This is a genomic window from Candidatus Mycalebacterium sp. (genome assembly GCF_977828045.1).
Map to the genome: position 1 here is coordinate 126,619 of NZ_CDWCUL010000006.1, position 21,484 is coordinate 148,102.

General features: G+C 51.6%; 17 protein-coding genes and 2 tRNA genes. 7 read left to right on the forward strand and 12 right to left on the reverse strand.

All coding sequences use genetic code 11. The features are described 5' to 3' along the window. Position 1 precedes the first annotated feature (1 nt). Genes ACY430_RS01345 through ACY430_RS01365 form a run of 5 tightly spaced genes read left to right on the forward strand, consistent with a single transcriptional unit; the run spans position 2 to position 8,396 of the window. Positions 2-943, forward strand: a complete 942-nt coding sequence (locus ACY430_RS01345; protein ID WP_462137108.1) for a DNA methyltransferase — start codon at positions 2-4, stop codon at positions 941-943. Continuing rightward, on the forward strand, positions 940-1,731 hold the full coding sequence (locus ACY430_RS01350) for an MvaI/BcnI family restriction endonuclease (protein ID WP_462137109.1): 792 nt from the start codon (positions 940-942) through the stop codon (positions 1,729-1,731). The genes ACY430_RS01345 and ACY430_RS01350 overlap by 4 nt, the downstream gene beginning before the upstream one ends. A gap of 47 nt (positions 1,732-1,778) precedes the next feature. After that, positions 1,779-4,184, forward strand: a complete 2,406-nt coding sequence (priA, locus tag ACY430_RS01355) for a replication restart helicase PriA (RefSeq protein WP_462137110.1) — start codon at positions 1,779-1,781, stop codon at positions 4,182-4,184. A 19-nt stretch (positions 4,185-4,203) separates the two neighbouring features. Continuing rightward, positions 4,204-6,987 (forward strand): [protein-PII] uridylyltransferase family protein, encoded by a 2,784-nt coding sequence (locus tag ACY430_RS01360; RefSeq protein ID WP_462137111.1) that lies wholly within the window; start codon positions 4,204-4,206, stop codon positions 6,985-6,987. Further along, entirely contained in the window at positions 6,984-8,396 is a 1,413-nt protein-coding gene (locus ACY430_RS01365) for an alkaline phosphatase family protein (RefSeq protein WP_462137112.1), read from the forward strand. The genes ACY430_RS01360 and ACY430_RS01365 overlap by 4 nt, the downstream gene beginning before the upstream one ends. A 5-nt stretch (positions 8,397-8,401) precedes the next feature. Here the strand turns inward: ACY430_RS01365 and ACY430_RS01370 are convergent, their stop codons facing one another. After that, entirely contained in the window at positions 8,402-8,902 is a 501-nt protein-coding gene (locus tag ACY430_RS01370; RefSeq protein ID WP_462137113.1) for a CarD family transcriptional regulator, read from the reverse strand. Positions 8,903-9,028: 126 nt separating this feature from the next. Between ACY430_RS01370 and nuoF the strand changes: the two genes are divergently transcribed. Next, positions 9,029-10,315, forward strand: a complete 1,287-nt coding sequence (gene nuoF, locus ACY430_RS01375; RefSeq protein ID WP_462137114.1) for an NADH-quinone oxidoreductase subunit NuoF — start codon at positions 9,029-9,031, stop codon at positions 10,313-10,315. 5 nt (positions 10,316-10,320) lie between these two features. On the opposite strand, the gene ACY430_RS01380 is transcribed toward nuoF, so the two are convergent. Next, positions 10,321-10,394: transfer RNA gene (locus ACY430_RS01380), tRNA-Gln, on the reverse strand. A 51-nt stretch (positions 10,395-10,445) separates the two neighbouring features. Then, entirely contained in the window at positions 10,446-11,300 is an 855-nt protein-coding gene (ispE, locus tag ACY430_RS01385; RefSeq protein ID WP_462137115.1) for a 4-(cytidine 5'-diphospho)-2-C-methyl-D-erythritol kinase, read from the reverse strand. Positions 11,301-11,339: 39 nt separating this feature from the next. Here ispE and ACY430_RS01390 point away from each other — a divergent pair, with 39 nt between their 5' ends. Then, on the forward strand, positions 11,340-11,729 hold the full coding sequence (locus ACY430_RS01390) for an FxsA family protein (protein ID WP_462137116.1): 390 nt from the start codon (positions 11,340-11,342) through the stop codon (positions 11,727-11,729). A 6-nt stretch (positions 11,730-11,735) separates the two neighbouring features. Here the strand turns inward: ACY430_RS01390 and cobJ are convergent, their stop codons facing one another. The 9 genes from cobJ to murC all read right to left on the reverse strand — a co-directional run bounded on the left by cobJ (position 11,736) and on the right by murC (position 21,476). After that, positions 11,736-13,127: a precorrin-3B C(17)-methyltransferase gene (gene cobJ, locus ACY430_RS01395; RefSeq protein WP_462137117.1), complete on the reverse strand. Its 1,392-nt coding sequence runs from the start codon at positions 13,125-13,127 to the stop codon at positions 11,736-11,738. Continuing rightward, positions 13,112-14,758 carry a CbiX/SirB N-terminal domain-containing protein gene (locus tag ACY430_RS01400; RefSeq protein ID WP_462137118.1) on the reverse strand — a complete coding sequence of 549 codons (1,647 nt, stop codon included), beginning with the start codon at positions 14,756-14,758 and terminating at the stop codon, positions 13,112-13,114. The genes cobJ and ACY430_RS01400 overlap by 16 nt, the downstream gene beginning before the upstream one ends. 175 nt (positions 14,759-14,933) lie before the next feature. Further along, positions 14,934-15,875, reverse strand: a complete 942-nt coding sequence (cbiB, locus tag ACY430_RS01405) for an adenosylcobinamide-phosphate synthase CbiB (RefSeq protein WP_462137119.1) — start codon at positions 15,873-15,875, stop codon at positions 14,934-14,936. Positions 15,876-15,885: 10 nt separating this feature from the next. After that, positions 15,886-15,963 (reverse strand) — tRNA-Glu (locus ACY430_RS01410). Between the two features lie 53 nt (positions 15,964-16,016). Further along, a complete protein-coding gene (ftsZ, locus tag ACY430_RS01415) occupies positions 16,017-17,252 on the reverse strand; it encodes a cell division protein FtsZ (RefSeq protein ID WP_462137120.1) in 1,236 nt (411 codons plus the stop codon). A gap of 30 nt (positions 17,253-17,282) precedes the next feature. Next, positions 17,283-18,518 carry a cell division protein FtsA gene (gene ftsA / locus ACY430_RS01420; protein WP_462137121.1) on the reverse strand — a complete coding sequence of 412 codons (1,236 nt, stop codon included), beginning with the start codon at positions 18,516-18,518 and terminating at the stop codon, positions 17,283-17,285. Then, positions 18,515-19,237: a cell division protein FtsQ/DivIB gene (locus ACY430_RS01425; RefSeq protein ID WP_462137122.1), complete on the reverse strand. Its 723-nt coding sequence runs from the start codon at positions 19,235-19,237 to the stop codon at positions 18,515-18,517. Before ACY430_RS01425 ends, ftsA begins: the two co-directional genes overlap by 4 nt. Continuing rightward, entirely contained in the window at positions 19,225-20,112 is an 888-nt protein-coding gene (gene murB, locus ACY430_RS01430) for a UDP-N-acetylmuramate dehydrogenase (RefSeq protein WP_462137123.1), read from the reverse strand. Before murB ends, ACY430_RS01425 begins: the two co-directional genes overlap by 13 nt. Then, a complete protein-coding gene (gene murC / locus ACY430_RS01435) occupies positions 20,109-21,476 on the reverse strand; it encodes a UDP-N-acetylmuramate--L-alanine ligase (protein WP_462137124.1) in 1,368 nt (455 codons plus the stop codon). Before murC ends, murB begins: the two co-directional genes overlap by 4 nt. Between the last annotated feature and the right edge of the window lie 8 nt (positions 21,477-21,484).

Sequence of the window (21,484 nt, forward strand, 5' to 3'; positions counted from 1 at the left end):
AATGTCCGCCAGAGCCGCAAAGAAAAAAGAACAAGACGACAATCTACCTTTTGTATTGAGAGAAGATGACGATTGTTACAGAAAAAAACTGCCGATTGATTTTCAACGCACTTGCGGCTGCAAAGAAAACAATTTGAATTGCATGGAAGCCAAAGACTGGCTCAAAAGCCAGTTGGGTGTTTGGCAGTTTGCTTACGAAAAAAGAGATATAAGAGACAAAAATCTTCATCCCGCTACTTTCCCAATATCCCTATCAAAAAAAGTCATTGAGCTCTTTACTCACGAAGGAGAACTTGTGCTTGACCCCTTTGCCGGAAGTGGCACATCTTTGGTCGCAGCACAAGATTTAAACAGAAACTCCATAGGATTTGATTTACAACAACACTATGTTGATTTATGCCAATCCCGCATCAATTCAAATGGAAATCTTTTCGGGGAGTCTCAGCAAATTATTGTTCAAGATGACGCAAAAAACGTCGCGAAATATCTAAAAAAAGAATCTCTCTCTCTGATTTGGACATCCCCGCCTTATTCAAATCTTTTAAATAGAAAAAGAAAAAATAAATCACGCAGAGACAGGAAAAACGAACAATTAGGAAAGGTGGAACAGTATTCCCAAGACAAAAGAGATTTGGGAACACTTGATTTGAAGAAATACACAAAAGCAATGGGAGATATTTTCGAAAAATTACTCCCTTTGCTCCGTCCAAAAGCCCACTGTGTAATTAACGTTTCTGATATGTGGTGGGAAAACGAAAGAATCACAATCCATATTGCTTTGGTTGAAGAACTGCGCAAAAGGGGATACGAATTGCGAAACACTATAATTTGGGACAGAAGAAATATAGTTAACAGAATAGGAATATTTGGCTGGCCAAGTAATTACATAACAATGGGCGTTACTTTTGAATATTTATTGGACTTCTGGCGACCGCCGAAATGAAACCTATAAAAACGTACACAAAAGAAAGCCTGATTGAAGAACTAAAAGAAATACGTAACAAAGGCTGGATTCCAAATGCTCGTCTGGGCAATGATGGCGCAGTTGGAAACACATTAGAAGATTTGCTCGAAATAGAAGAGAACAACCTTCCTATACCAAATGCGGCAGAATGGGAATTAAAAACACAACAAAAAGACACAACATCTCTTTTAACACTTTTTCACTCTGAACCCTCACCAAGAGCAATGAAATTTGTTCCTAACATTCTTTTGCCAAAATATGGGTGGAAACACCAACAAGCAGGCAAAAAATATCCCTCATCCGAAATGAGTTTTCGCCAAACTTTTAATTCGCAAGACAGAACTGACAGAGGATTTACTATGATAGTTGATAGAAAGAACGAAAAAATCTGCGTATCTTTTGACGCGAATTCCGTTGATAAACGCCATAAGAAATGGCTTGACAGGGTCAAATCAATAGCAGGACTCGGAGAACTAAACCCCCAACCTTATTGGGGTTTCGATGACTTGTTTCACAAAATTGGAACAAAACTGCTCAATTGTTTCTTCATTGTTGCAGAGAGGAAAAAAATAGGAGGCGTTGAGCACTTTCATTATACAGAAATGAAAATTCTGCAAGGACTTTCAAAAAACAGGTTTGTATGCGGTCTCGAGGAAGGAATTTTCTATCTGGATTTTGACGCAAGGACGGGACACAATCACGGTACAAAAATCAGAATGAAAAGAAACTGCCTTGCAAAACTGTACGAAAAAATTATAGAAATTTAAAACCTTGCTAGAGAATGCATTGAAAGAGGAAACCAAACCTAACCCCCATGCCCATTGAAGTAATCCTCCCTGGAAACATATCGGACAGTTTTCACTATTCGGTTCCAAAACAGTTTCAAAGCGCGGCTACTTTGGGCAAGCGGGTTTTGGTTCCGCTCGGAAACCGGCGGACAATCGGGTTTGTCATTGGCTCTTCCGAACCACCTGAAGGCATATATCTGCGCGACATTATTGATGTGATTGACGACGGGCCGCTTTTTGACGAAACACGGCTGGAGTTTTTCAAATGGATAGCCGATTACTACATCTGCCCGCTCGGCGCGGTTGCCAAAGCCGCACACCCATCGGGACTCGGCAGTATGAGCGTGAGAAGAAAAATCGCCATCACCGAAGCCGGAAAAACCGCGCTTAAAAAAAGCAAACTCTCAGGAAATGACAAAACAATTCTTCGCGCTCTTGAATCGGGCGAAATGACGCTTGAAAAACTTTTTGAGGTCGTTGAAGACAGTAGTTTCGGCAAAGTCCACCGTCTTGAAAACAAGGGTCTCGCTGAAATTGAATATGAGGTTAAGCGCGGCGCGAACATACGCTATGAAACTCTGTATTCCGCCGCCGCGGGCTCAAGCGCGCGAAGCGAAATATCAAAGATGCCCGCCAAACGCTCCGTTGTGGAACTCATAGAGGAGCACGGGAAAATCTCCCGCCCGGACATAAAAGACATTCTCGGAAACACTTGCGCCCCGCATCTGAAATGGCTTGAAGAAAAAGGAATTATTGAGGCGGAAAAAATAGAAATCGTGCGGGACCCGTTCGCTGAGATAAAACCGGACGGCAAACCCGCTCCGAAAATGACCGCCGAGCAGCAAAAAGCATTTTCCGAAATAAAAAAGGCGGTTCACGCCGGAAAATTCAAAACATTTCTTCTCCACGGGGTTACCGGAAGCGGAAAAACCGAGGTCTACCTGAGAACGATTAAGGAAGTCGTACGGGGTGGCGCGCAGGCGCTTGTTATGGTGCCGGAAATCTCTCTTACCCCGCAACTTGTGCAAAGGTTCAAAAGCCGTTTCGGCGACGGGGTTTGCGTGATGCACAGCGGCCTCAGCGAGGGCGAAAGGTTTGACTCATGGCGCAGAATAAAAAGCGGCGCGGCGCAAATCGTCATCGGCGCGAGGTCGGCAATTTTTGCGCCGTTTCCGAATCTGGGGCTTATCGTGGTGGACGAAGAGCACGAGAGAAGTTACAAACAGGAAAACAAAAACCCCTGCTACAATGCGCGCGACTGCGCCGTTGTGCTGGGGCGAATGACCGACTGCCCCGTGATTCTCGGCTCGGCGACCCCTTCGGTTGAAACCTACCGCAATGCGGTTGCGGGCAGATTTGAGTATCTCTCAATGCCGTTGCGGATAGAGGGAAGCCTGCTTCCGCGCGTTGAGATTGTGAAACAGGAGAAAACCGTTTTTTCCGCGCCGCTCAAAAAAGCACTTCTTGAAAATCTGGAAAACGGCGGCAAGACGATTTTATTTTTGAACAGAAGGGGTTTTTCCACCGCTCTTATCTGCGACGGATGCGGCGAGACGCTTTGCTGCCCGAATTGCAGCATTTCGCTGACCTACCACAAAAAAGGAAACACCGTGAAGTGCCACTACTGCGGAATTGACGAAAAATTTGAAAACGCCTGCCCCGGATGCGGCGGAGAGTTTATACGCGTGGGAATGGGAACTCAGACCATTGAAGACGAAGTGAGGAAAATAATGCCGTCCGCAACCGTGGCAAGAATGGACAGCGACGAGGTGAGCGGAAAAACAAAACTGCTGGAGCTTTACGGAAAACTTGAAAAGGGAAGCATAGACGTGCTTGTGGGGACCCAGATGGTCGCCAAGGGGCACGACCTGCCGGAGGTTACGCTTGTGGGAGTGATTTCCGCCGATATGTCTTTGTCAATACCGGATTTCCGTAGTGGCGAGGTTACTTTTCAAACGCTCACTCAGGTCGCCGGAAGAGCCGGAAGGGGAAAATCGCCCGGCAGAGCGTTGATACAAACGGCAAAACAGAACCATCCGAGCATAAAATACGCGGTCGGGCAGGACGCGGTCGCGTTTCTTGAAAGTGAACTGGAGGTGAGAAAAATCACCGGATGGCCCCCTTTTTCACGGGTTGTCGCGCTCAAATTTTCGGGAACCGTGGAGAAAAACGTTGAACTCATCGCGGAGCGCGTCCACTCTCTCGCCGTTGAAACGTCCGGAAATCTCAAATCCGGCGAGGTGGAAATTGTCGGGTATTCGGAATGCCCGATATACAGAATAAAAAACCGCTTCAGATGGCATATAATTATGCGGTCTGAGAGCCCTTCCCTTCTGGGGAATTTTTCAAGGGCTCTCAAGGAAGAAGCCGAAAGAATTATGCCTCCGAAGACCCGCGTTATTGCCGATATTGATCCGGTGAGTTTTCTGTAAACACGCAAACGGAGGTAAAATGGCAAAAAGCAAAAAGCCGATTCCACCCGAACCTGAATTCGCCGCTCTTACGGTTGAAAGGTTTGAAAAAAACAACCGCAAACTCAAAGCCGAGGAGAAGCGGCTTTTGTTTCAAATTGCGTCTCACAGCAGATTTCTCGCCCGCGCCGCGATACGCGACCCCGAAACCGTCTCGTTTCCGTTCTCAAACAAGGCGAAAACAAAAAGCGCCATTGATAAAACACTCGCCGCGATAAGCCGCAAAATTGAAAACACGGACGAATTTTTTGAAGAACTTCGGCGTTTCAAATACAGGCGTCTTGCGCAAATCACATACGAGGACATAAACGGCGCGGATTTTACAAAAACAATGGAAGGGTTGTCAGACCTTGCCGAAGCGGTTGTGGAGGTGTCGGTTTCGCGGCTCGCACCCGAGACCGGAGCGGACAAAGCGGGGAAATTCTGCGTTCTGGGAATGGGCAAACTCGCGGGAAGGCAACTTAATTTGAGTTCCGACATAGACCTCGTTTACGTGTATGAAGACAACGGAAATGCCCGGCCTTTTATAGACCTCTCCCACAGACTGACGGCGGAAATAGGCGCGAACACCGAAAACGGCTTTCTCTACAGAGTGGATCTGGGACTGCGCCCGGGCGGTATGAAAGGCTCGGTGGCAATGCACACCGAAGGAGTGCTGGAACACTATTTCTACCGGGGCGAAACATGGGAAAAACTCGCTCTTATGAAAGCCAGAGAGATCGCGGGCGATAAGGAGCTCGGCGCGGAATTGATCAGAAAACTTGAGCCGTTCATCTACGAGAATACAAGTTACGACCTGATTGAAGATATGTCCGACATGAAAAGACGGCTGTCGGGGATCACAAAAAAACGCGATATAAAACTCGCGGACGGAGGCATACGGGGGATTGAGTTTTTCGCGCAGACGCTTCAAATCTTGAACGGCGCGAACCAAAACCTGCGCGACCCCAACACACTTTCGGCGCTGAAAAAACTGCTGAAAAGAAAAACCATACCGCGGGAAGTCGCGGATGCGCTTGGGAAAAACTACCTTTTCCTCAGAAAAGTTGAGCACAACATCCAACTTGACGAGGAAACGCAGACCCATTCCGTTCCCGAATCGCCCGAAAAACTTTCCAGACTCGCCGTAATGATGGGATTTAAGAGCGCGGCGGTGTTTGAAAAGACTCTTGATGAGGTAATGAAGGAAACCCGCAAAATCTGTGGCGAACTGTTCAAGCAGACGTCCGAAGAGGAAAAGCCAATGGAGGATTGGGAAAAAGAGGCGGTGAAAATCACCGAATTCCTCACAAGCGGCGATGTGGAAAGACCCGAAGCGCTGCGAAGCCTCGCTTCGCTTGGTTTCAAAAACCCCGAAGAGTCACTTGAAATAATCACCGACCTTGAGACTGCGGGAGTGGCGGGAGACGATTTCCGTGCGCGCGGACTCTCCAAAAAAATGCTGCGGATGCTGTTCAAACAGTCGTTTGCGTGCGGAGACCTGAATCTGGCACTCACGAACCTGAAACGGCTTATGGCAAATCAGGAATGGAAAATGTCCATCTATCCGCTCATCTCGGCTGCGCCGCAAACGCTTGAAATTTTTATGAAAATTATGGGATGCGAAAACCCCATAAGCTCGTTTTTAATCCACAACCCCTACTACATGGGCTCGGTGGCGCTGAAAGGGAAAAGTGCTCTTGGAGAAAAAAGCGTGATTTTACGCTCTCTTGAGAAATTAATCGCCAAACAGGACTCCGATGAGGAAAAACTGGACGCCCTGCGCCACTTCAAATACACCGAAACACTGAAATTGTGTGTGTCGGAGTTTGAGGAAAACATCGATTTTCAGCGCACGGGAAAATACCTTTCACTTCTCGCCGAAGTCATGATTGAGGCGATACTTAAAATCGCGAAACGCCTCACGGGAAATACGGGCGCGGGCGCTATTTCAACGGCAAAAACCTGCGTACTCGGAATGGGAAAACTCGGCGGCGGCGAACTGAGCTATTCGTCGGATTTAGACATCATATTCATACACGACGGCGACGAAACCGAACGGTATGTTAAATTCGCGCAGAAACTCATCGGAATTCTGTCACTGACCGACCGCCACGGACAGATTTATGAAATAGACACGTCCCTGCGCCAGTCCGGAAATTCCGGCACGCTTGTAACTTCATTTGAGGCGTTCAAGCGATACAACCGCTCTCAGACCGGGGCGCGTCTGTGGGAAAGGCAGGCGTTGATTAAGGCATCGCCCTGCGCGGGCGGGAAAAGTTTCGGAAACAAGGTTATGAACGAAATTGAAAGATGCGTTTATGAAGCGCCTCTTGAAAAGGATTATCACAAAGAAATCGCGCATTTGCGCCGGAGAATGGAAAAAGAACTCGCACACGAAAGCGGTGATTATTTCAATTTTAAAACGGGGCGCGGCGCAATGGTGGATGTGGAGTTTCTGGTTCAGTCCATGCAGTTGAAGCACGGCGCAAAACATCTTGAACTCAGAACCCCGAACACGCTTGAAGCGCTTGCCCGGCTCACAAGTCTGGGAATTGTGGGTGAGAGGGAAGGTAAAACTTTGAGGGACAGTTATATTTTCCTCGGAACGGTCTCAATTCTGCAGGGGATTTTTAGAAAAAATCACGGAAACAGAATTGGACCGGACGATTTTGAACGGCTCGCGCGCGAATTCGAGCAGTTTCCGACCGAGGATAAATTGCGCAAGGAATATATTTCAAAAACGCGCGCGACAAGAAAAATATACGAAAGGTTTTTTAATTGAACACCCCGCGCCCGGATGAAATAAAAAGATGCGTCATCATGCTCATAGACGGCGCACGCAAAGATGTTTTTGAGCAGTTATTGTCAAGCGGGCGGCTGCCGAACATATCGCGGCACATAGTTGAACCGGGCGGCTTCATAACCGCTTCGTCCGTTTTTCCGTCAACCACGGGACCCGCCTACACTCCATACCTGCTCGGCTCGTTCCCGGGAAAGTGCGACATGCCGGGAATTCGCTGGCTTGATAAAAAACTGTGGAACAAAACTCTGACTTTTAAGCGTTTGAGAAGTTATGTGAGCTATGAAGCGGTTTTTCTCAATTCAGACCTGCGCCCTTATCCACCCACTCTGTTTGAACTGATTCCCTCAAGCGTGAGCATCTTCAATGAAATGACCAGAGGGCTGCCGTTCGGTCGCAACCTGACCGCGATGTCCACCGCGTTTCACAAAATCAAAAACCATTTTTTTGAAGACGGCTACTCAATTGACAGAATCGCGGCGGACAAACTTCTGCGCTGTTTTAACGGTAACGCGCAGGATTTTCCACTTTTCTGCTTTGCGGTCTTTATGGAGGTGGATTCGCTTTCCCACAAGCTTCACCCTTTTCACAAAAAAGTCATAGACGCATATTTGAAAATGGACGGCATAATCGGCGAGATAGCGGAAAAACTCAAACAAAAAGGCGTTCTTGAAAATACGCTCCTCGCCATTGTGAGCGACCACGGACTCACGGCGACCCACACCCATTTTGACCTCTCAAAAACGCTTGAGCGCGAAGGGTTCAGCGTCCTTGAATACCCGAATATTTTCCGCAATTTCTTCGGCGCAGACTGCTCTGTGATGGTGTCGGGCAACTCAATGGCGCATATTTACCTGAAGAACGCAAGCAACGAAATGCGCGGAAATGTCGCGCGGAAGTGCGCGTCCGAAAAGCAGATTGATCTGGTCATGAGCCTCCGTGAAAATGGACGGATTGAGATTCTTTCGGAGCGCGGAAGCGCGGTTGTGAGCGCGAAAAATGACACAATACTTTATGAAACAAATGGCGGCGACCCGTTTGGGTTTGAACCCATGAGCGGGCAAATGTCAAAAGACGCGCAGTTGGAACTGACTTTCAAAACTGATTATCCGGACGCGCTCGCGCAGGCGTGCCAGATTTTTGAATCTTCGCGCACGGGCGACATAGTGGTAAGCGCGAAACAGGGTTTTGATTTAAGGGCGCGGTTTGAATTTCCCGAACACAAGGCATCTCACGGCTCAATGATTAAAGACCATATTTCGGTTCCCATCGCGCTCAACGCAAAAATCGCCGCGCGCTGTGCGAGAACTGTGGACATTTATCCCACCGTTCTTGAACACATGGGAATCGCCGCGCCGGAAAATATTGACGGCAAAAGCCTTCTTGTTTAACGGAACTATTTGAGAATGGCGGCTTCTATTTCCTTGCCGACCGTTTCCTCGGATTTTGAATTGGCAACCGAAATTTCGCTTGAAATAAGCGAGAATGCGTTTTCCATTATCTGCTTTTCACCAAAAGAAAGATCTTTTTTCTTGCTGGTTTTGAAGATGTCCCTGAAAACTTCGGCAATCTCAAAAATGTCGCCGTTTTTGATTTTTTCCGAATACTCTTTGTGGCGTTTGTTCCATGCCTGCTTTTTGCCCGCGGAAGACGGTTTTGTTTTCTGCCTCAGCACTTCAAAAACCTTTAGAACACGCCCTCTGGAAATAACTTTCCTCATGCCGACGCTGTCGGTTTTTTTCACCGGAACCATAACGGTTATGTCGTTTTTAAGGGTTTTGAGAATATAAAAAGTGGCTTTGCTGCCCGCTATCTCTCTTTTCTCAACGGACTCTATTTTTGCCACTCCGTAAACCGGATAAACAACATTATCGCCTGTTTTGAACTGGACTGCCATTGCGGAAGGGAAAAGCGCGGATGAGTATAGCAGTGAAAGGCGCGGCGGTCAAACGCGGGGCGACACGGTGTTTTTTTCGCGCGGGCGTTGTGATAAAATCCTGTCTAAAACTGTCTTTGAGAACGAATGCCTGAAACAAAAATCATAAGGAACTACACGGAAAGAGGCGCGGACTCGCGCCTGCTCCGCTCGTATCTTGAATCCGGCGGCTACGAGGCGCTGAAAAAAGCCATCTCAATGGAGCCGGAGGAAATTACGGAAATCGTCAAACAATCCGGTCTTCGCGGGCGCGGCGGCGCGGGGTTCCCGACCGGGCTGAAATGGAATTTTATCCCGCGCGAAAGCGGCAATCCCGTCTATCTGTGTTGCAATGCGGATGAAAGCGAACCCGGAAGTTTCAAAGACAGGGAAATTATTGAGCGCGACCCGCATCAGATAATTGAGGGAATGCTTATCGCGGCGCGCGCAGTGGGCGCGGAGAAGATGTATATCTACATCAGGGGTGAAATGCCGCTCGGCGCGGAAATACTTGAAAACGCCGTGGAAGAAGCTCGTGAAGGCGGCTATCTGGGACGGAACATAATGGATTCGGGGTTTGGCGCGGAAATATCGGTTTTCAGGGGCGCGGGCGCGTATATATGCGGAGAGGAAACCGGAATGCTTGAGTCAATAGAAGGGAAAAACGGCGAACCGCGACCCAAACCCCCCTTCCCCGCACAGTCAGGACTGTTTCACTCGCCGACCGTCATAAACAACGTGGAAACGCTCGCGTGCGTTCCGCACATAATCAACAGAGGTTCAAAATGGTTTTCGTCCATCGGAACTCCGAAAAACACGGGCATAAAAATTTTCGGTCTGAGCGGTTGCGTGAACCGTCCGGGACTATATGAGCTGCCTCTCGGCGTGCCGCTCAGGGAGTTGATATACGAATACGGCGGCGGAATTCCCGAAGGCAGGCAAATCAAAGCGGTTTCCCCCGGAGGGTCTTCATCAGGCGTGCTCACAGAGGACGAACTGGACATTGCGATGGATTTTGACACTCTCAACGGGCTCGGCACAATGCTCGGAACCGCCGGCGTTACGGTTATGGACGAAACGGTTTCAATGGTCAGCGCGGCGCGCAATCTCGCGCATTTTTACAGGGACGAATCTTGCGGGCAGTGCGTTCAGTGTCGCGAGGGAACATGGTGGCTTGAAAAAATGCTGGGAAAAATTGAAGACGGAAGCGGAGATCCTGAACATCTCGACATAATTCTTGACGCGTGTTCTCAAATGACCGGAAAAACCATCTGCGCGCTCGCCGACGGCTGCGCGATGCCTGTCTCATCAATGGTGAAAAAATTCAGAAGCGAGTTTGAGCAAACCATCGCGGACGGCGGGGTAAAATCCTCGCATCTGGGAAAATGGAAATAAGCGTTTGGCTGGGGCGGGGGGATTCGAACCTCCACTGCCGGAGTCAAAGTCCGGTGTCCTACCATTAGACGACGCCCCAAATAGCGGAAATAAAACTACACAATAGCGCAAAACGCTCAAATGCGGAAATTCACTCCACCCCGCCCCACCCTTCAATTCCGCGCGTGAGAAAACAGTCAAAATCCGCCTCTTTTTTTATCCGCTCAAACACCTCACGCGCGGTTTCCTCGTCCTCAAAAACTGAAAAAAAAGACGACCCCGAACCGGTCATCAAAACCGGAATCCCATAGTCTGCGCTTATGAGTGCGCAAAAACGCGCGAGTTCGGGATAGAGTGAAAACGCCGCCGCCTCAAGAGCGTTTACCATTTCAACCGGACAGCTGACGCCCCACATTTTTTTTGAATTTTCGCGCTGTTTTCCCGAAGGGTTTAATTCGTCCCATTTGCGGTAAACGTCCGCCGTGAGCGATTCAAAACCGGGAAAGCAAACCACGTAGTTCAAAAGCGGAAACCCTTCAATCGGCTTCACCTTCTCGCCCCTGCCCGAAATTTCGCACGCCTTGCAGTCAATAAAAAGCGGCACATCCGAGCCAACCATGCCTGCGATTTCACGAAGGGTTTCGCTGTCAAAAGCGCCAAACACACGGTTGAGCCCCACAAGAACCGCCGCCGCATTGCCGCTGCCGCCGCCAAGCCCGGCGCCCGACGGTATGTTTTTCTTCAAACTTATCTCCACGCCGCACTTGATTTCCGCCTTTTGTAAAAAGAGGTTTGCCGCTACAAAAGCGGTGTTTTTTTCGGGCGCGCCCTCACAACCCGCCACAACAATTTTGCCCGGCTCCGCGGACACCCTGACTCCAACCTTGTCAAAAATGCCGACTGGCTGAACGGTTGATTTTATGTCGTGAAAGCCGTCAGTGCGCACACCGGTAACGTGAAGGTTGAGGTTTATTTTCGCAGGGGACAGAAGAGTGAACTCTTTCATACGCCGTGTTATTATGTTTCGTGCGCGCGAGCAAGTCCAATGTTTTCAAAAATCATTCCCGTTTTTATAGCAGTTCCGCTGATTGAATTGGTAATCCTCATAAAACTTGGGGGCGTCATAGGAACATGGGAAACCGTCTGGATAGTCGTGGCGACCGCAGTGGTGGGCGCCACTCTGGCACGGCGGCAGGGAATATCAGTTCTGATGTCAATCACGGACGATTTGAACAACGGCAGGAAGCCGTCTGAAACGCTTCTGGACGGGGTTATGGTGCTTGTCGGCGGCGCGCTGCTGCTCACCCCGGGATTGCTGACGGACCTAACGGGGTTCGCCCTTTTGATTCCGAAAATCCGCGCGATAATAAAAAAATCCATTCAAAAACGGATTGAAAGAAAATTGAACATAATAGACATCAGCCCGGACGGCTGAAAACGCTCAAACTTCATCTTCATCAAAATCCAGAGCCGTGTTCACTATCGCCGCGGCAACCGTACTGCCGCCCTTGTTGCCCCGTATCACGGCATAAGGGGTGTTACCCGCAACGGCTTCAAGGCGCTCTTTGGACTGCTCAACATTGACAAAACCCACGGGCGCCGCGATGACTCCGAGCGGCTTGAAATCCATTTCCCCGTTTTTCGCTTTTGAAAGAGTGTCGGCAATTTCAATCAGAGCGGTCGGAGCGTTGCCGACCGCAAAAAGCGCTTTGGGGTATCTGCTTATGGCAACCCTCATCGCCGCCTGGCTTCTCGTGATTCCCTCCCGCTCGGAAATACGCAAGGATTCAGGTTTATCAAGACAGCAAAAAACCTCCGCGCCGGTTTTTTCCAAAAGATGTTTTGAGACCCCGGCGAGAACCATTCTCACATCGGTAACGATTTGTGCGCCCCTGAGAGCGCGGCTCCATTTTTCCACCGCACCCGGCGAACAGTGAAAAAGTTCGGAGTATTCAAAATCAGCGGTTGTGTGAACGCAGCGCATTATCGCCGCACGCGCGCCGCGCGAAAGAGAGTCCGGCAGTTTGAGCGATTTCTCTATTGTGCCAAAACTCTCATCATAGATAAGGCGCGCCGCTTCGGAAGCGGACTGCGGGCTCGCGGGCTTTGAACCGCGCGGGGTTACCATTTTACCGCCCTCGGTGATTGTTTCCGAATTGCCGATTATCAGAAGCGAGAACATGTCCACTTCATCGGGATTGAGTTTTTCCAGAGTTGTAACGCGCGTCCGCTCGTGCTCTCTTGAAATGTTGCGGACAATTCCGACCGGAGTATCGGGGGATTTGGAGGAAAGAAAGATCTCTTTGAGACGCGGAAGCTGCCAGTATCGTTTTGCGCTTTTGGGATTGTGCACGACCGTAACAAAGTCGCCTTCGGCGGCGGCGGAGATGCGCTTTTCTATGGTCTGCCAGGGGGTCAGAAGGTCTGAAAGGGAAACCGAGCAAAAGTCGTGCCCGAGCGGTGCGCCCAGTTTCGCCGCCGCCGCAATAAACGCACTCACGCCCGGAACAACGGATACCTCCGCGCCGCCGGAGCCCGCGGCGGCGAGATGAACCACGGACGCCATCCCGTAAATCCCACTGTCTCCCGAACTGATGACGGCGACATTTTTTCCCTCGCGCGCGAGCCCGACCGCGATTTGCGCCCTTTCGTCCTCCTCGGAAATCTCCTTCTCAACGCGCTTGCAGTCTTGCGGAATCAGCCCCTCAACAAAACGGAAATAACTCCGGTAGCCAACAACGGCTTCGGCTCTCGAAAGCGCTTCGCGGGCAAGCGGGGTGATATGCCCGTCCGCCCCGGGACCGACGCCGACAACCGTTATGCTACCCGGCATCCGTCAAACCTCTTTGAGATGATAAACAGGGAAAAATACGGCAAATCGCCGTCTTCAATTTCGGCGGGCTTTGAGGTGATGAACTGATTTTCTCCGCCGATATCGCGGCAATAGACAAAGCCGAGCCCCTTTTCCCTGATGAGTTTTACAAGCCCGCCCGCCCTCGGAGGCTTCATAATTACAACGGTTTCAAAGCCGCCTATGGCGTCTTCCATTTCGCGCTCGGAACAGCCGCCGGGAAGCATTGCAATTCTGTCGCTGCCGAGCCCCAGACACACATCTGCGGAAGCGGCGGCGGCGGACGGAGATGAAACGCCCGGAATCAATTCAAAATCGCCGCCGAAAACATCGTCGCACAGAATGCGAAACACCGTACTGTAAAGCGAGAGGCACCCTTCGCACACAACAGCCACATCAAGCCCCTGTTTCAAATCTTCAAGCAAAACCCCCCTTGCAAGGCGGTATGAACTGTCCGCCGAACTGCGGGTTTTCATGTCCACCGCGATGGGTTTGGAGGACTCCTGCAACCCGTAATGGCGCAAAATGGAAACACAACGGCTTCCACTCGCTCCCTTTGCGGACGGGTAGTAAATCCTGTCTGAACCGCGCAACGCCTCAAGCGCGCGCACGGTTATCAGGTCGGGCGCGCCGGGGCCCAGCGAAATCCCGCGCAGCCTGCCGATTTTGCGGCTGTTTACGCTCTTCAAACCACTTTCGGAAGAAATCCCCCGCACATGAAAATGATGCCCCACCTGTTCCCTGCCCACTTCGTTCTCAAATCCCACTACTTGCGTTCTGTATTTGCACAGTTGGCAGTTCATGTTGGCGTTCCCCTGTTCAACCTCTTCAACCCTCTCGTCCAGTATGTCAAGAATGAGGTCGTGCGCGCCGAATGGCTCCGTGTGGAGAATCTCTTTGCGCGAAACCGCTCTGTGTTTTTCAAGTTCGGCGTAAATCCTTTTAAGCAACACGCCCGTGAAAAGAAAAACCGGAACGGCAACTATTCTTGAATAAGGGAGGTTTTCAAGAACTTTCAAGGTCTCTTCAAGGCCGGGTTTGGTAACCCCTATATAAGCGACTCGCGAAAACCCGAACCCCATTCCCTCTTCAAGCATCCTCGCCATTTTCGCAACATCGGAGTTTCCGTCCGGGTCGGATGTTCCCCTCCCCACAAGTAAGAGACACGTGTCTTCCCTCGCGCGCGGAGGCATGGATTTTTCACTTTTTTCTATCAGCAGACGGCACAGTTCAAGCAACTGCGGCGAGACACCGAGAAAACTGCCGAAACGGATTTTGAGCCCCTTGTGAGCCGCCTGTATGGAGTTCATCTCAAACGGCATATCGTTCTTCGCGTGCCCGCCGGCAAACAGAATAGCGGGGAGAGAAATGATGTCTTTCACGCCCCTTTCCACCATCGCTTTAACGGCAACGTCAAAGGTCGGTTGCGAGAACTCAAGAAACCCGTAATCCACATCGGTGCCGGGTTGGCGGCTCTTCATGCGCCGGACCAGGCTTTTGAATCCCTCAACCCCTTCGGGGTCGCGGCTTCCGTGCCCGCATATCAGTATGCCCCCGCCTTCGGTGCGCGGTGTTATTTTTTCACTTTCACAACCCGGTTGATTTTGGTTCATAACGGAGACCACAAGACAGAATACTTGACCAAAGGGCTTAACTCCAAAATTTAAAATAAACGCAAAACAAAAGACAACCCTCCCGCATATGACAACAGGAATGCGGGAATAACGCTCGGCGGAACCCCCGGCGCGGAACTGTAAGCCCGGAGCAAAATACGGCGCTTGGCGGCGGCTAAAAAACTATTTTCAAAACCGAGGCGGCCGCAACCGCAACCACCATAACCGCATTGTTTATTTTCCGTGCTGTTTTGAAGTCTTGCGCGGTTATCTCGCGCCGGCGCTCCCCGATGAACGGCTTCCTCACCACCTCACCCGCGTAAGATGCGGGGCCGCCGAAACGGCAGTCAAGTATGCCCGCGAGGGCGGCCTGGGGGAAACCGGCGTTGGGGCTGGAATGGTTGCGTCCAAACTTGGAGATAAAGACAAAAGAGCGAAAACTGAATGAGCAAACCGCCATAAGAAAGGCGGTCAGACGGGCGGGAATGAAGTTCGCCACATCGTCCATTTTCGCCGCCATCATGCCAAACCGCCGGTAGCGTTTATTTTTATAACCTATCATTGAGTCCAAAGTGTTCACCGCTTTGTAGGCCATCATCATCGGGACTCCTCCCAGAAAATAGAAAAATATCGGAGCCACAACGCCGTCGGACAGATTTTCAGACATTGTTTCAAGTGTCGCGGTCTTTATGCGCTCCGCGCAAAGCCCCTCCGTGTCGCGCCCGACAATGGTTGAAAGCCGTTTTCGCGCCAACCGGATATCCCCTTTTTCAACCGCCGAGAAAACCGCGCCGCATTCCCTTATAAGCGATGTTCCCGCGAGACCTAAAAAAACCAACAGAGACGTAAAAAAGACATTTGCGAAAATCCCCGCCGCCGCCGCCGCGTTTTGAAACTGCGTAAAAATCAGAAAAACCGCCGCCACAAGAGAGAGCGCAAAAACCGCACCTTTGACCGTTTTGGCAACTCCCCTATTTAGAAACAACTCGGCGCGGGATATGACCGCACCGAAAAAACGGACGGGATTGGGAACGGAACGCGGGTCTGAAAAAAGAAAATCCGCAACACAACCGATTACAAGGCAAAGCGCCGCCACGTCAGGTGTAAAAAAAATCATTTTTCGGGTTTGGTAGCCCCTACGGGATTTGAACCCGTGTCTCTACCTTGAGAGGGTAGCGTCCTGGGCCAAGCTAGACGAAGGGGCCTCAAAAACGGAAAGCCTATTCTATATGGAGACAAACCGATATAAAACCGGAAATCAGTCTCCTTTTTTTCCGAATCTGGCTCCGAATATGCTTCGCCCCGCTGAGGAAGGCTCAGTTTTGGATTCGTCCGGTTTGTCTTTTTCAGCATTTTCCTGCTTTGCGGGATTGAGTTTTTTGTCTCTCAAATAGGCGGGAATATCCCTGTCCGGACCGTTGGCAATGGGAGCGTCCGGAAACAGGTCGCCGTCTATGGGGCCGGGCGGGGGCGCTGTGGAACTGCCCGGCTTCGCGGGCGGGCGCGGGGAACCCTCAGCACGGGAAGAGGAACTCTCAATTCCCGTGGCGATTATCGTAATCCTTACTTCGTCCTTGATGTTTTCGTCTATTGTCCACCCGAAGATAAATTGCATGTCTTTGCTGGCTTTCTGAGTCACGTAGTTACACGCTTTTTTCAGTTCATCGGTGCCGAAATCGGGCGGCGCGACTATGTGAAGCAAGGCCCCTTTCGCGCCCTCTATTGACAGAGCGCCAAGAAGCGGACTTTCAACTGCGGACTCGGCGGCTTTGACCGCTCTGTCCGAACCCTCGGCGGCTCCGGTTCCCATTATCGCTTTGGAACCATCCTGACTCATAATGGTTTTAATATCGGCAAAATCGGTGTTGATGAGGCCGGGCGTGTTTATAATCTCGGTTATGCCGTTGACGGCGCGAAAAAGAACATTATTCGCGCTCTCAAACGCTTCCTGCAACGGAGGCGGGTTGTCCTCTTCGCACAGTTTGTCATTGGGAACCACTATCAGAGTGTCCACTTCCTTTTCAAGACGGCTCAAACCCTCTTCGGCGGCCGCGGTTTTTGATTCCCCCTCAAACGAAAACGGCATGGAAACGATGGCTATTGTTAAAGCGGTGTTCTCTTTGGCAATTTTGGCGACAACCGGAGACGCGCCGGTTCCCGTGCCGCCCCCCATGGCGGCGGCGATGAAAACCATGTCCGCGCCGTCCAGTGCTTCGGCAATTCTTGCTTTGTCTTCAATCGCGGCGTCTTCGCCGACTCCGGGCCTGCTCCCCGCTCCAAGCCCGCGCGTGGAACGGCTCCCGACTTGCAGTTTGATATAGGCCTTTGATTTTTTGAGTTTTTGCGAATCGGTATCCACGGCGACAAAGTCAACGCCTTGCAGCCCTTTGCCAACCATGGAGTCCAGAGCATTGCAACCGCCGCCGCCAACTCCGACAATCTTAATCTTGGCTTTTAAGCGCTCGTCATCGGGAACAATGGTAAAGGTTGACATCCCGTCTCTCCGAACCGGAAAAACCGTCCGTTAAAAAAATTCGCTGAACCACTGCTCCATCCATCCGCGTATTTTGTTAAACGGCGTCTTTCCGCCTCTGACACGGATTTTATCCGATTTTTCCGAATATTTCACTCCGTAGTGTATGAGCCCTATCCCCGTGGAATAGGCGGGGCTTAAGACCGCTTCGCTGTTGCTGTCAACCCCGCACGGAACGCCCAGACGCGCGGGCATATCAAAAATTTCCTCCGCCATTTCAACCGCGCCTTCCATCATAAAAGTCCCGCCCGTCAGAATAACCTTTGAGGCCGGACCGTAGATTTCCACCGAATTGGGAATCTTCTTTCTCGCATCAGACAGAATCTCTCTCATTCTCGACTCTATAACCTCGGCGATTTCGCGGCGCGAAACCGTTTGTTCGGTGTTGTCCAGGCAACGAATTTTCACGTTCTTGCACTCCGAGGCAAGCCGCGCGAACGCGACCCCGTGGGACTCTTTGATTCTGCGTGACTCCAAATCGCTCACGGTGGTGAAGCGGTGAGATATGTCTCTGTCAATATGGTCGCCGCCGATGGTTATGCTCTGCGTGTATTTCAGCCCCCCTTTGTTGTAAACCGCGATGTCGGTCGTGCCGCCGCCGCAATCAACAAGCACAACGCCCAAATCCTTGTCTGCGTCATTCAGAACCGCCGCGCCCGAAGCGATTTGCTCCAAAACTATGCCGTTAACGTCCATACCCGCCTCTCGCACACACCGGACAAGCGTGTTCGTGTTCGTAACCTGCCCGGTAACAATGTGAATTTCGGTCTCAATTTTGCTTCCATACATTCCCAACGGATTGGTAACTGGCTCCTGCCCGTCTATTGAGTATTTTCCCGCGACCGCATGAATAATCTCCCTGTCCGCCATCATGCTTCCGTCGGTTGCCGACTCTCTCAAACGCTTTGTGTCTTCATCGGTAACCCTGCCCTCGGTAATGTTGACAATCCCGCGAGCAGTGTAGCTTTTGACGTGCCCGCCCGCTATCCCGACAAAAGCGGAACGTATCTCCTCGCCCGACATCTCTTCGGCTTTCTCAACCGCGTATGCTATGCAATCGGTGGTCTGCTCCACGTCAACCACTATCCCTCTGCGCAACCCCGTTGACGGATGTGTTCCAAACCCGATTATGTTGATGCCCTGCCCGTTCACTTGAGCGACAATGGCGCAGATCTTGGTCGTGCCGAGATCAAGCCCTATAAAAATTTCCGGTTTTTCCGCGCTCAATTGACCCATTCCCTGAAACTGACTATTCCCACGCCTTTGCGGCGAAGGTTGACATACTTCGGGCTCAAACCCCGCGCTTGAAGGTTGTGCGTTATCCTCTCAAGTTTCTCCCAATCAGCCCTCAAATCGGCTCCAAGGTCTATTCGTTGCCCCGGCCGCGTGAATACCTCCGCGCCGCCCGCGCCCGAAACCACAACCTCGGATATGTCATCCCAGCCCGGAGCCGAAACCGCCGATGAAGACAGATTGAGCACGGCAAGCGCTTCGGAGACAAAACCCGGCCGGGCCCTCACTACCGGAAAATCCATTCCGTGCCCGCCCGCAGGCGCGGGACCAAGCGGACCGCCCGACCCGTCAATGTAGAAAAATGTTCCGTTGGGCATCGCCAAAAGGCAGAACGGCTTTTTCTCTTTGATTGTTATCACGGCCCCGCCCCGAAAATCTCTTCTCACCGAAACCGTTTCCACCCACGGCTCGCTTTTAAGCGCCCTGTTCACGGCTCCGGGAAGCAGCAAAACTTTCTCCCCCGAATACACTCCCGCCGTCCTTAAAATGTTCTCTCCGGAAACGGCGATGGCTCCCTCAACGGATGCGTTACCGATAACAAGCGCGCCGCGCGCCGCGAAAAACGCCGCGCCCGCAATGGCAAGAGCCAGAAAAACTTTCACCGTGCCGCCTTTGCGCGGATTTTTCTTTCCATGTTTTTTCAGATTACACATACCTCTGTTTCCAAATATACTCCCTTTTTTTCAAGCGCCCTGGCACGGGCGATTTTTATGAGTTTGAGAACGTCCGAGGTTTTCGCGCCGCCTTTGTTGACTATAAAATTGGCGTGAACATCTGAAAACTCGGCGGCGCCGACGGAATAAAGTTTCATTCCAAGCTCTTCAAGAAGCTGTCCGGCGGCCATGGACTGCGGATTTTTGAAGATTGAGCCCGCGTTAGCCTCGCTTACGGGCTGAGTTTGTTTCCTGTGTTCAAGACTCTTTTTGATTGCCACGCGGCTTTTGAGCGCGTCTCCGGCGGCAAGGCGCAGACGCGCGCCGAGTAGCACGGAGTCCGGCGGAAGCCCGCCGCACCTGTAAGAGGGGCTCAGTTCGCCCGCGCTGATTTCACGCTCTTTTCCGTCCTGCCACACGACAACGCTTTCAACCACTTCGGCGGTCTCACCGCCGCCCGCTCCGGCATTCATAAAGACCGCGCCGCCCACCGTTCCGGGAATTCCGGCGGCAAACTCCAGCCCGGAAAGACCCGCGCGCGCGGTCGCGTTCATCAACGCCGAAAGCGGCGCGCCGCAGTCCGCGGCAACCGAGCGGTCGGGCTTGATTTCAAAACCTTTAAGGCGGCTCGTGCTCACAATTGCGCCGTTAAATCCGCCGTCTTTCACTATCGTGTTCGTGCCGCCGCCCAGAGCCTCAAAAGGAACTGACTCCGCGCGCAAAAACGCGAGAGTTCCGCAAAGAGCGGCCCGGGTTTGAGGATATACCACGAGGCGCGCGCGCCCGCCAACCCTCATCGCCGTATAGGAAGACATGTGAAAATCCGAAACGGTTTCGCACCCAAGTTTTTCAAGTTCCGCGGCGAGTCCTTTCATCTCAATTCATCGGCAAGCGCCTCGGCGCAGCGCCACACATTGCCCGCGCCAAGCGTGAGAACGATGTCCCCCTCACTCAAATCCTCTTTCAGTTTGTTGACCAAATCCTTTTCGCACGGGGCGTAAACCGCGCCCAAACCGCCGGCGGATTTCACTTTTTTCACCACATCCTCCGAAGTCGCGCCCTTTATCGGCTCCTCTCCCGCGGGAAAAACGTCAAGAACATACAGTTTTGATATCTTGCTGAGCACCTCCACAAAACCGTCAAAAAGAAGATGCGTCCGGGTGAATCTGTGTGGCTGAAACACAACCACGGGCTGTAACGCAAACGCCTCGCTGACCGAGTTAAAGGTAACCCTTATCTCCTCGGGGTGATGCCCGTAGTCATCAATAAACTTTATGCCCCTCACCTCGTCCCTGAGTTGCATGCGCCTCTCAATGCCGCTGAACTCCTTGAGTCCGCGTTTTATGTCGTCAAAACTCAAACCCATCTCCATTCCCACGGCGACCGCCGCCAGCGAATTAACCGCGTTGTGTCTTCCCGGAACCGGCAACGCCGCGCGCCCCAGTTTTTCGCGCTTGAAAAAAACATCAAACTCCGCCTCAAAACCGCGTGCGGAAAAACCTTCCATCCGGAAATCCGCGTCCGGGTTTTCGCCGTATGTTATGAACCGTTTGGAAAGCTGCTTTGAGATTTCGCGCACATGGGCGCAGTCAACACAGAGCGTGGCAAGCCCGTAAAACGGCGCCTTCTCAAGAAACTCTAAAAACCTGCCGCGCAACACTTCCACGGTTCCGTGGTAATCAAGGTGCTCGCGGTCAACGTTTGTGAGAACCGAAATTGCGGGCGAGAGGCGGCTGAATGAGCCGTCGCTTTCGTCCGCCTCGGCAACCATTATGTCTCCGCCGCCGACCCGTCCGCTTTTTCCCAAAGCGGCGACTTTGCCGCCCACAATAACGGTCGGGTCAAGCCCGCCCGTTGTGAGAACGGATGCTATCATTGAAGTGGTCGTGGTCTTTCCGTGACTACCCATCACGGAGATTCCCAATTTCATTCTCATAAGCTCCGCGAGCATCTCCGCCCTCTGCGCGACCGGGATTCCAAGCCTTTTCGCGGCGGTGAGTTCGGGATTTGAACTCCCGATGGCCGAAGAGACGACAACAACATCGCTGCCTTTGACGTTTTCGGGCGCGTGCTCACCCATTACCTTTGCGCCCGCATTTTCAAGAGCGACAAGCCCCGAAGCCGGTCCCGTGTCCGAACCGGAAACTTCGTATCCCATGCTGATAAAAACTTCGGCGAGCCCTCTCATTCCGGAGCCCGCAATGCCGACCATGTGTATTTTTCTGAATTTCCCGTTCATGCTCTATT

Bases quoted from the DNA above. Each gene is read 5' to 3' on its own strand.
- ACY430_RS01345 (WP_462137108.1), top strand. From the start codon at position 2: ATGTCCGCCAGAGCCGCAAAGAAAAAAGAACAAGACGACAATCTACCT.
- ACY430_RS01350 (WP_462137109.1), top strand. From the start codon at position 940: ATGAAACCTATAAAAACGTACACAAAAGAAAGCCTGATTGAAGAACTA.
- priA (WP_462137110.1), top strand. From the start codon at position 1,779: ATGCCCATTGAAGTAATCCTCCCTGGAAACATATCGGACAGTTTTCAC.
- ACY430_RS01360 (WP_462137111.1), top strand. From the start codon at position 4,204: ATGGCAAAAAGCAAAAAGCCGATTCCACCCGAACCTGAATTCGCCGCT.
- ACY430_RS01370 (WP_462137113.1), bottom strand. From the start codon at position 8,902: ATGGCAGTCCAGTTCAAAACAGGCGATAATGTTGTTTATCCGGTTTAC.
- nuoF (WP_462137114.1), top strand. From the start codon at position 9,029: ATGCCTGAAACAAAAATCATAAGGAACTACACGGAAAGAGGCGCGGAC.
- ispE (WP_462137115.1), bottom strand. From the start codon at position 11,300: ATGAAAGAGTTCACTCTTCTGTCCCCTGCGAAAATAAACCTCAACCTT.
- ACY430_RS01390 (WP_462137116.1), top strand. From the start codon at position 11,340: ATGTTTTCAAAAATCATTCCCGTTTTTATAGCAGTTCCGCTGATTGAA.
- cobJ (WP_462137117.1), bottom strand. From the start codon at position 13,127: ATGCCGGGTAGCATAACGGTTGTCGGCGTCGGTCCCGGGGCGGACGGG.
- ACY430_RS01400 (WP_462137118.1), bottom strand. From the start codon at position 14,758: ATGAACCAAAATCAACCGGGTTGTGAAAGTGAAAAAATAACACCGCGC.
- cbiB (WP_462137119.1), bottom strand. From the start codon at position 15,875: ATGATTTTTTTTACACCTGACGTGGCGGCGCTTTGCCTTGTAATCGGT.
- ftsZ (WP_462137120.1), bottom strand. From the start codon at position 17,252: ATGTCAACCTTTACCATTGTTCCCGATGACGAGCGCTTAAAAGCCAAG.
- ACY430_RS01425 (WP_462137122.1), bottom strand. From the start codon at position 19,237: ATGTGTAATCTGAAAAAACATGGAAAGAAAAATCCGCGCAAAGGCGGC.
- murB (WP_462137123.1), bottom strand. From the start codon at position 20,112: ATGAAAGGACTCGCCGCGGAACTTGAAAAACTTGGGTGCGAAACCGTT.
- murC (WP_462137124.1), bottom strand. From the start codon at position 21,476: ATGAACGGGAAATTCAGAAAAATACACATGGTCGGCATTGCGGGCTCC.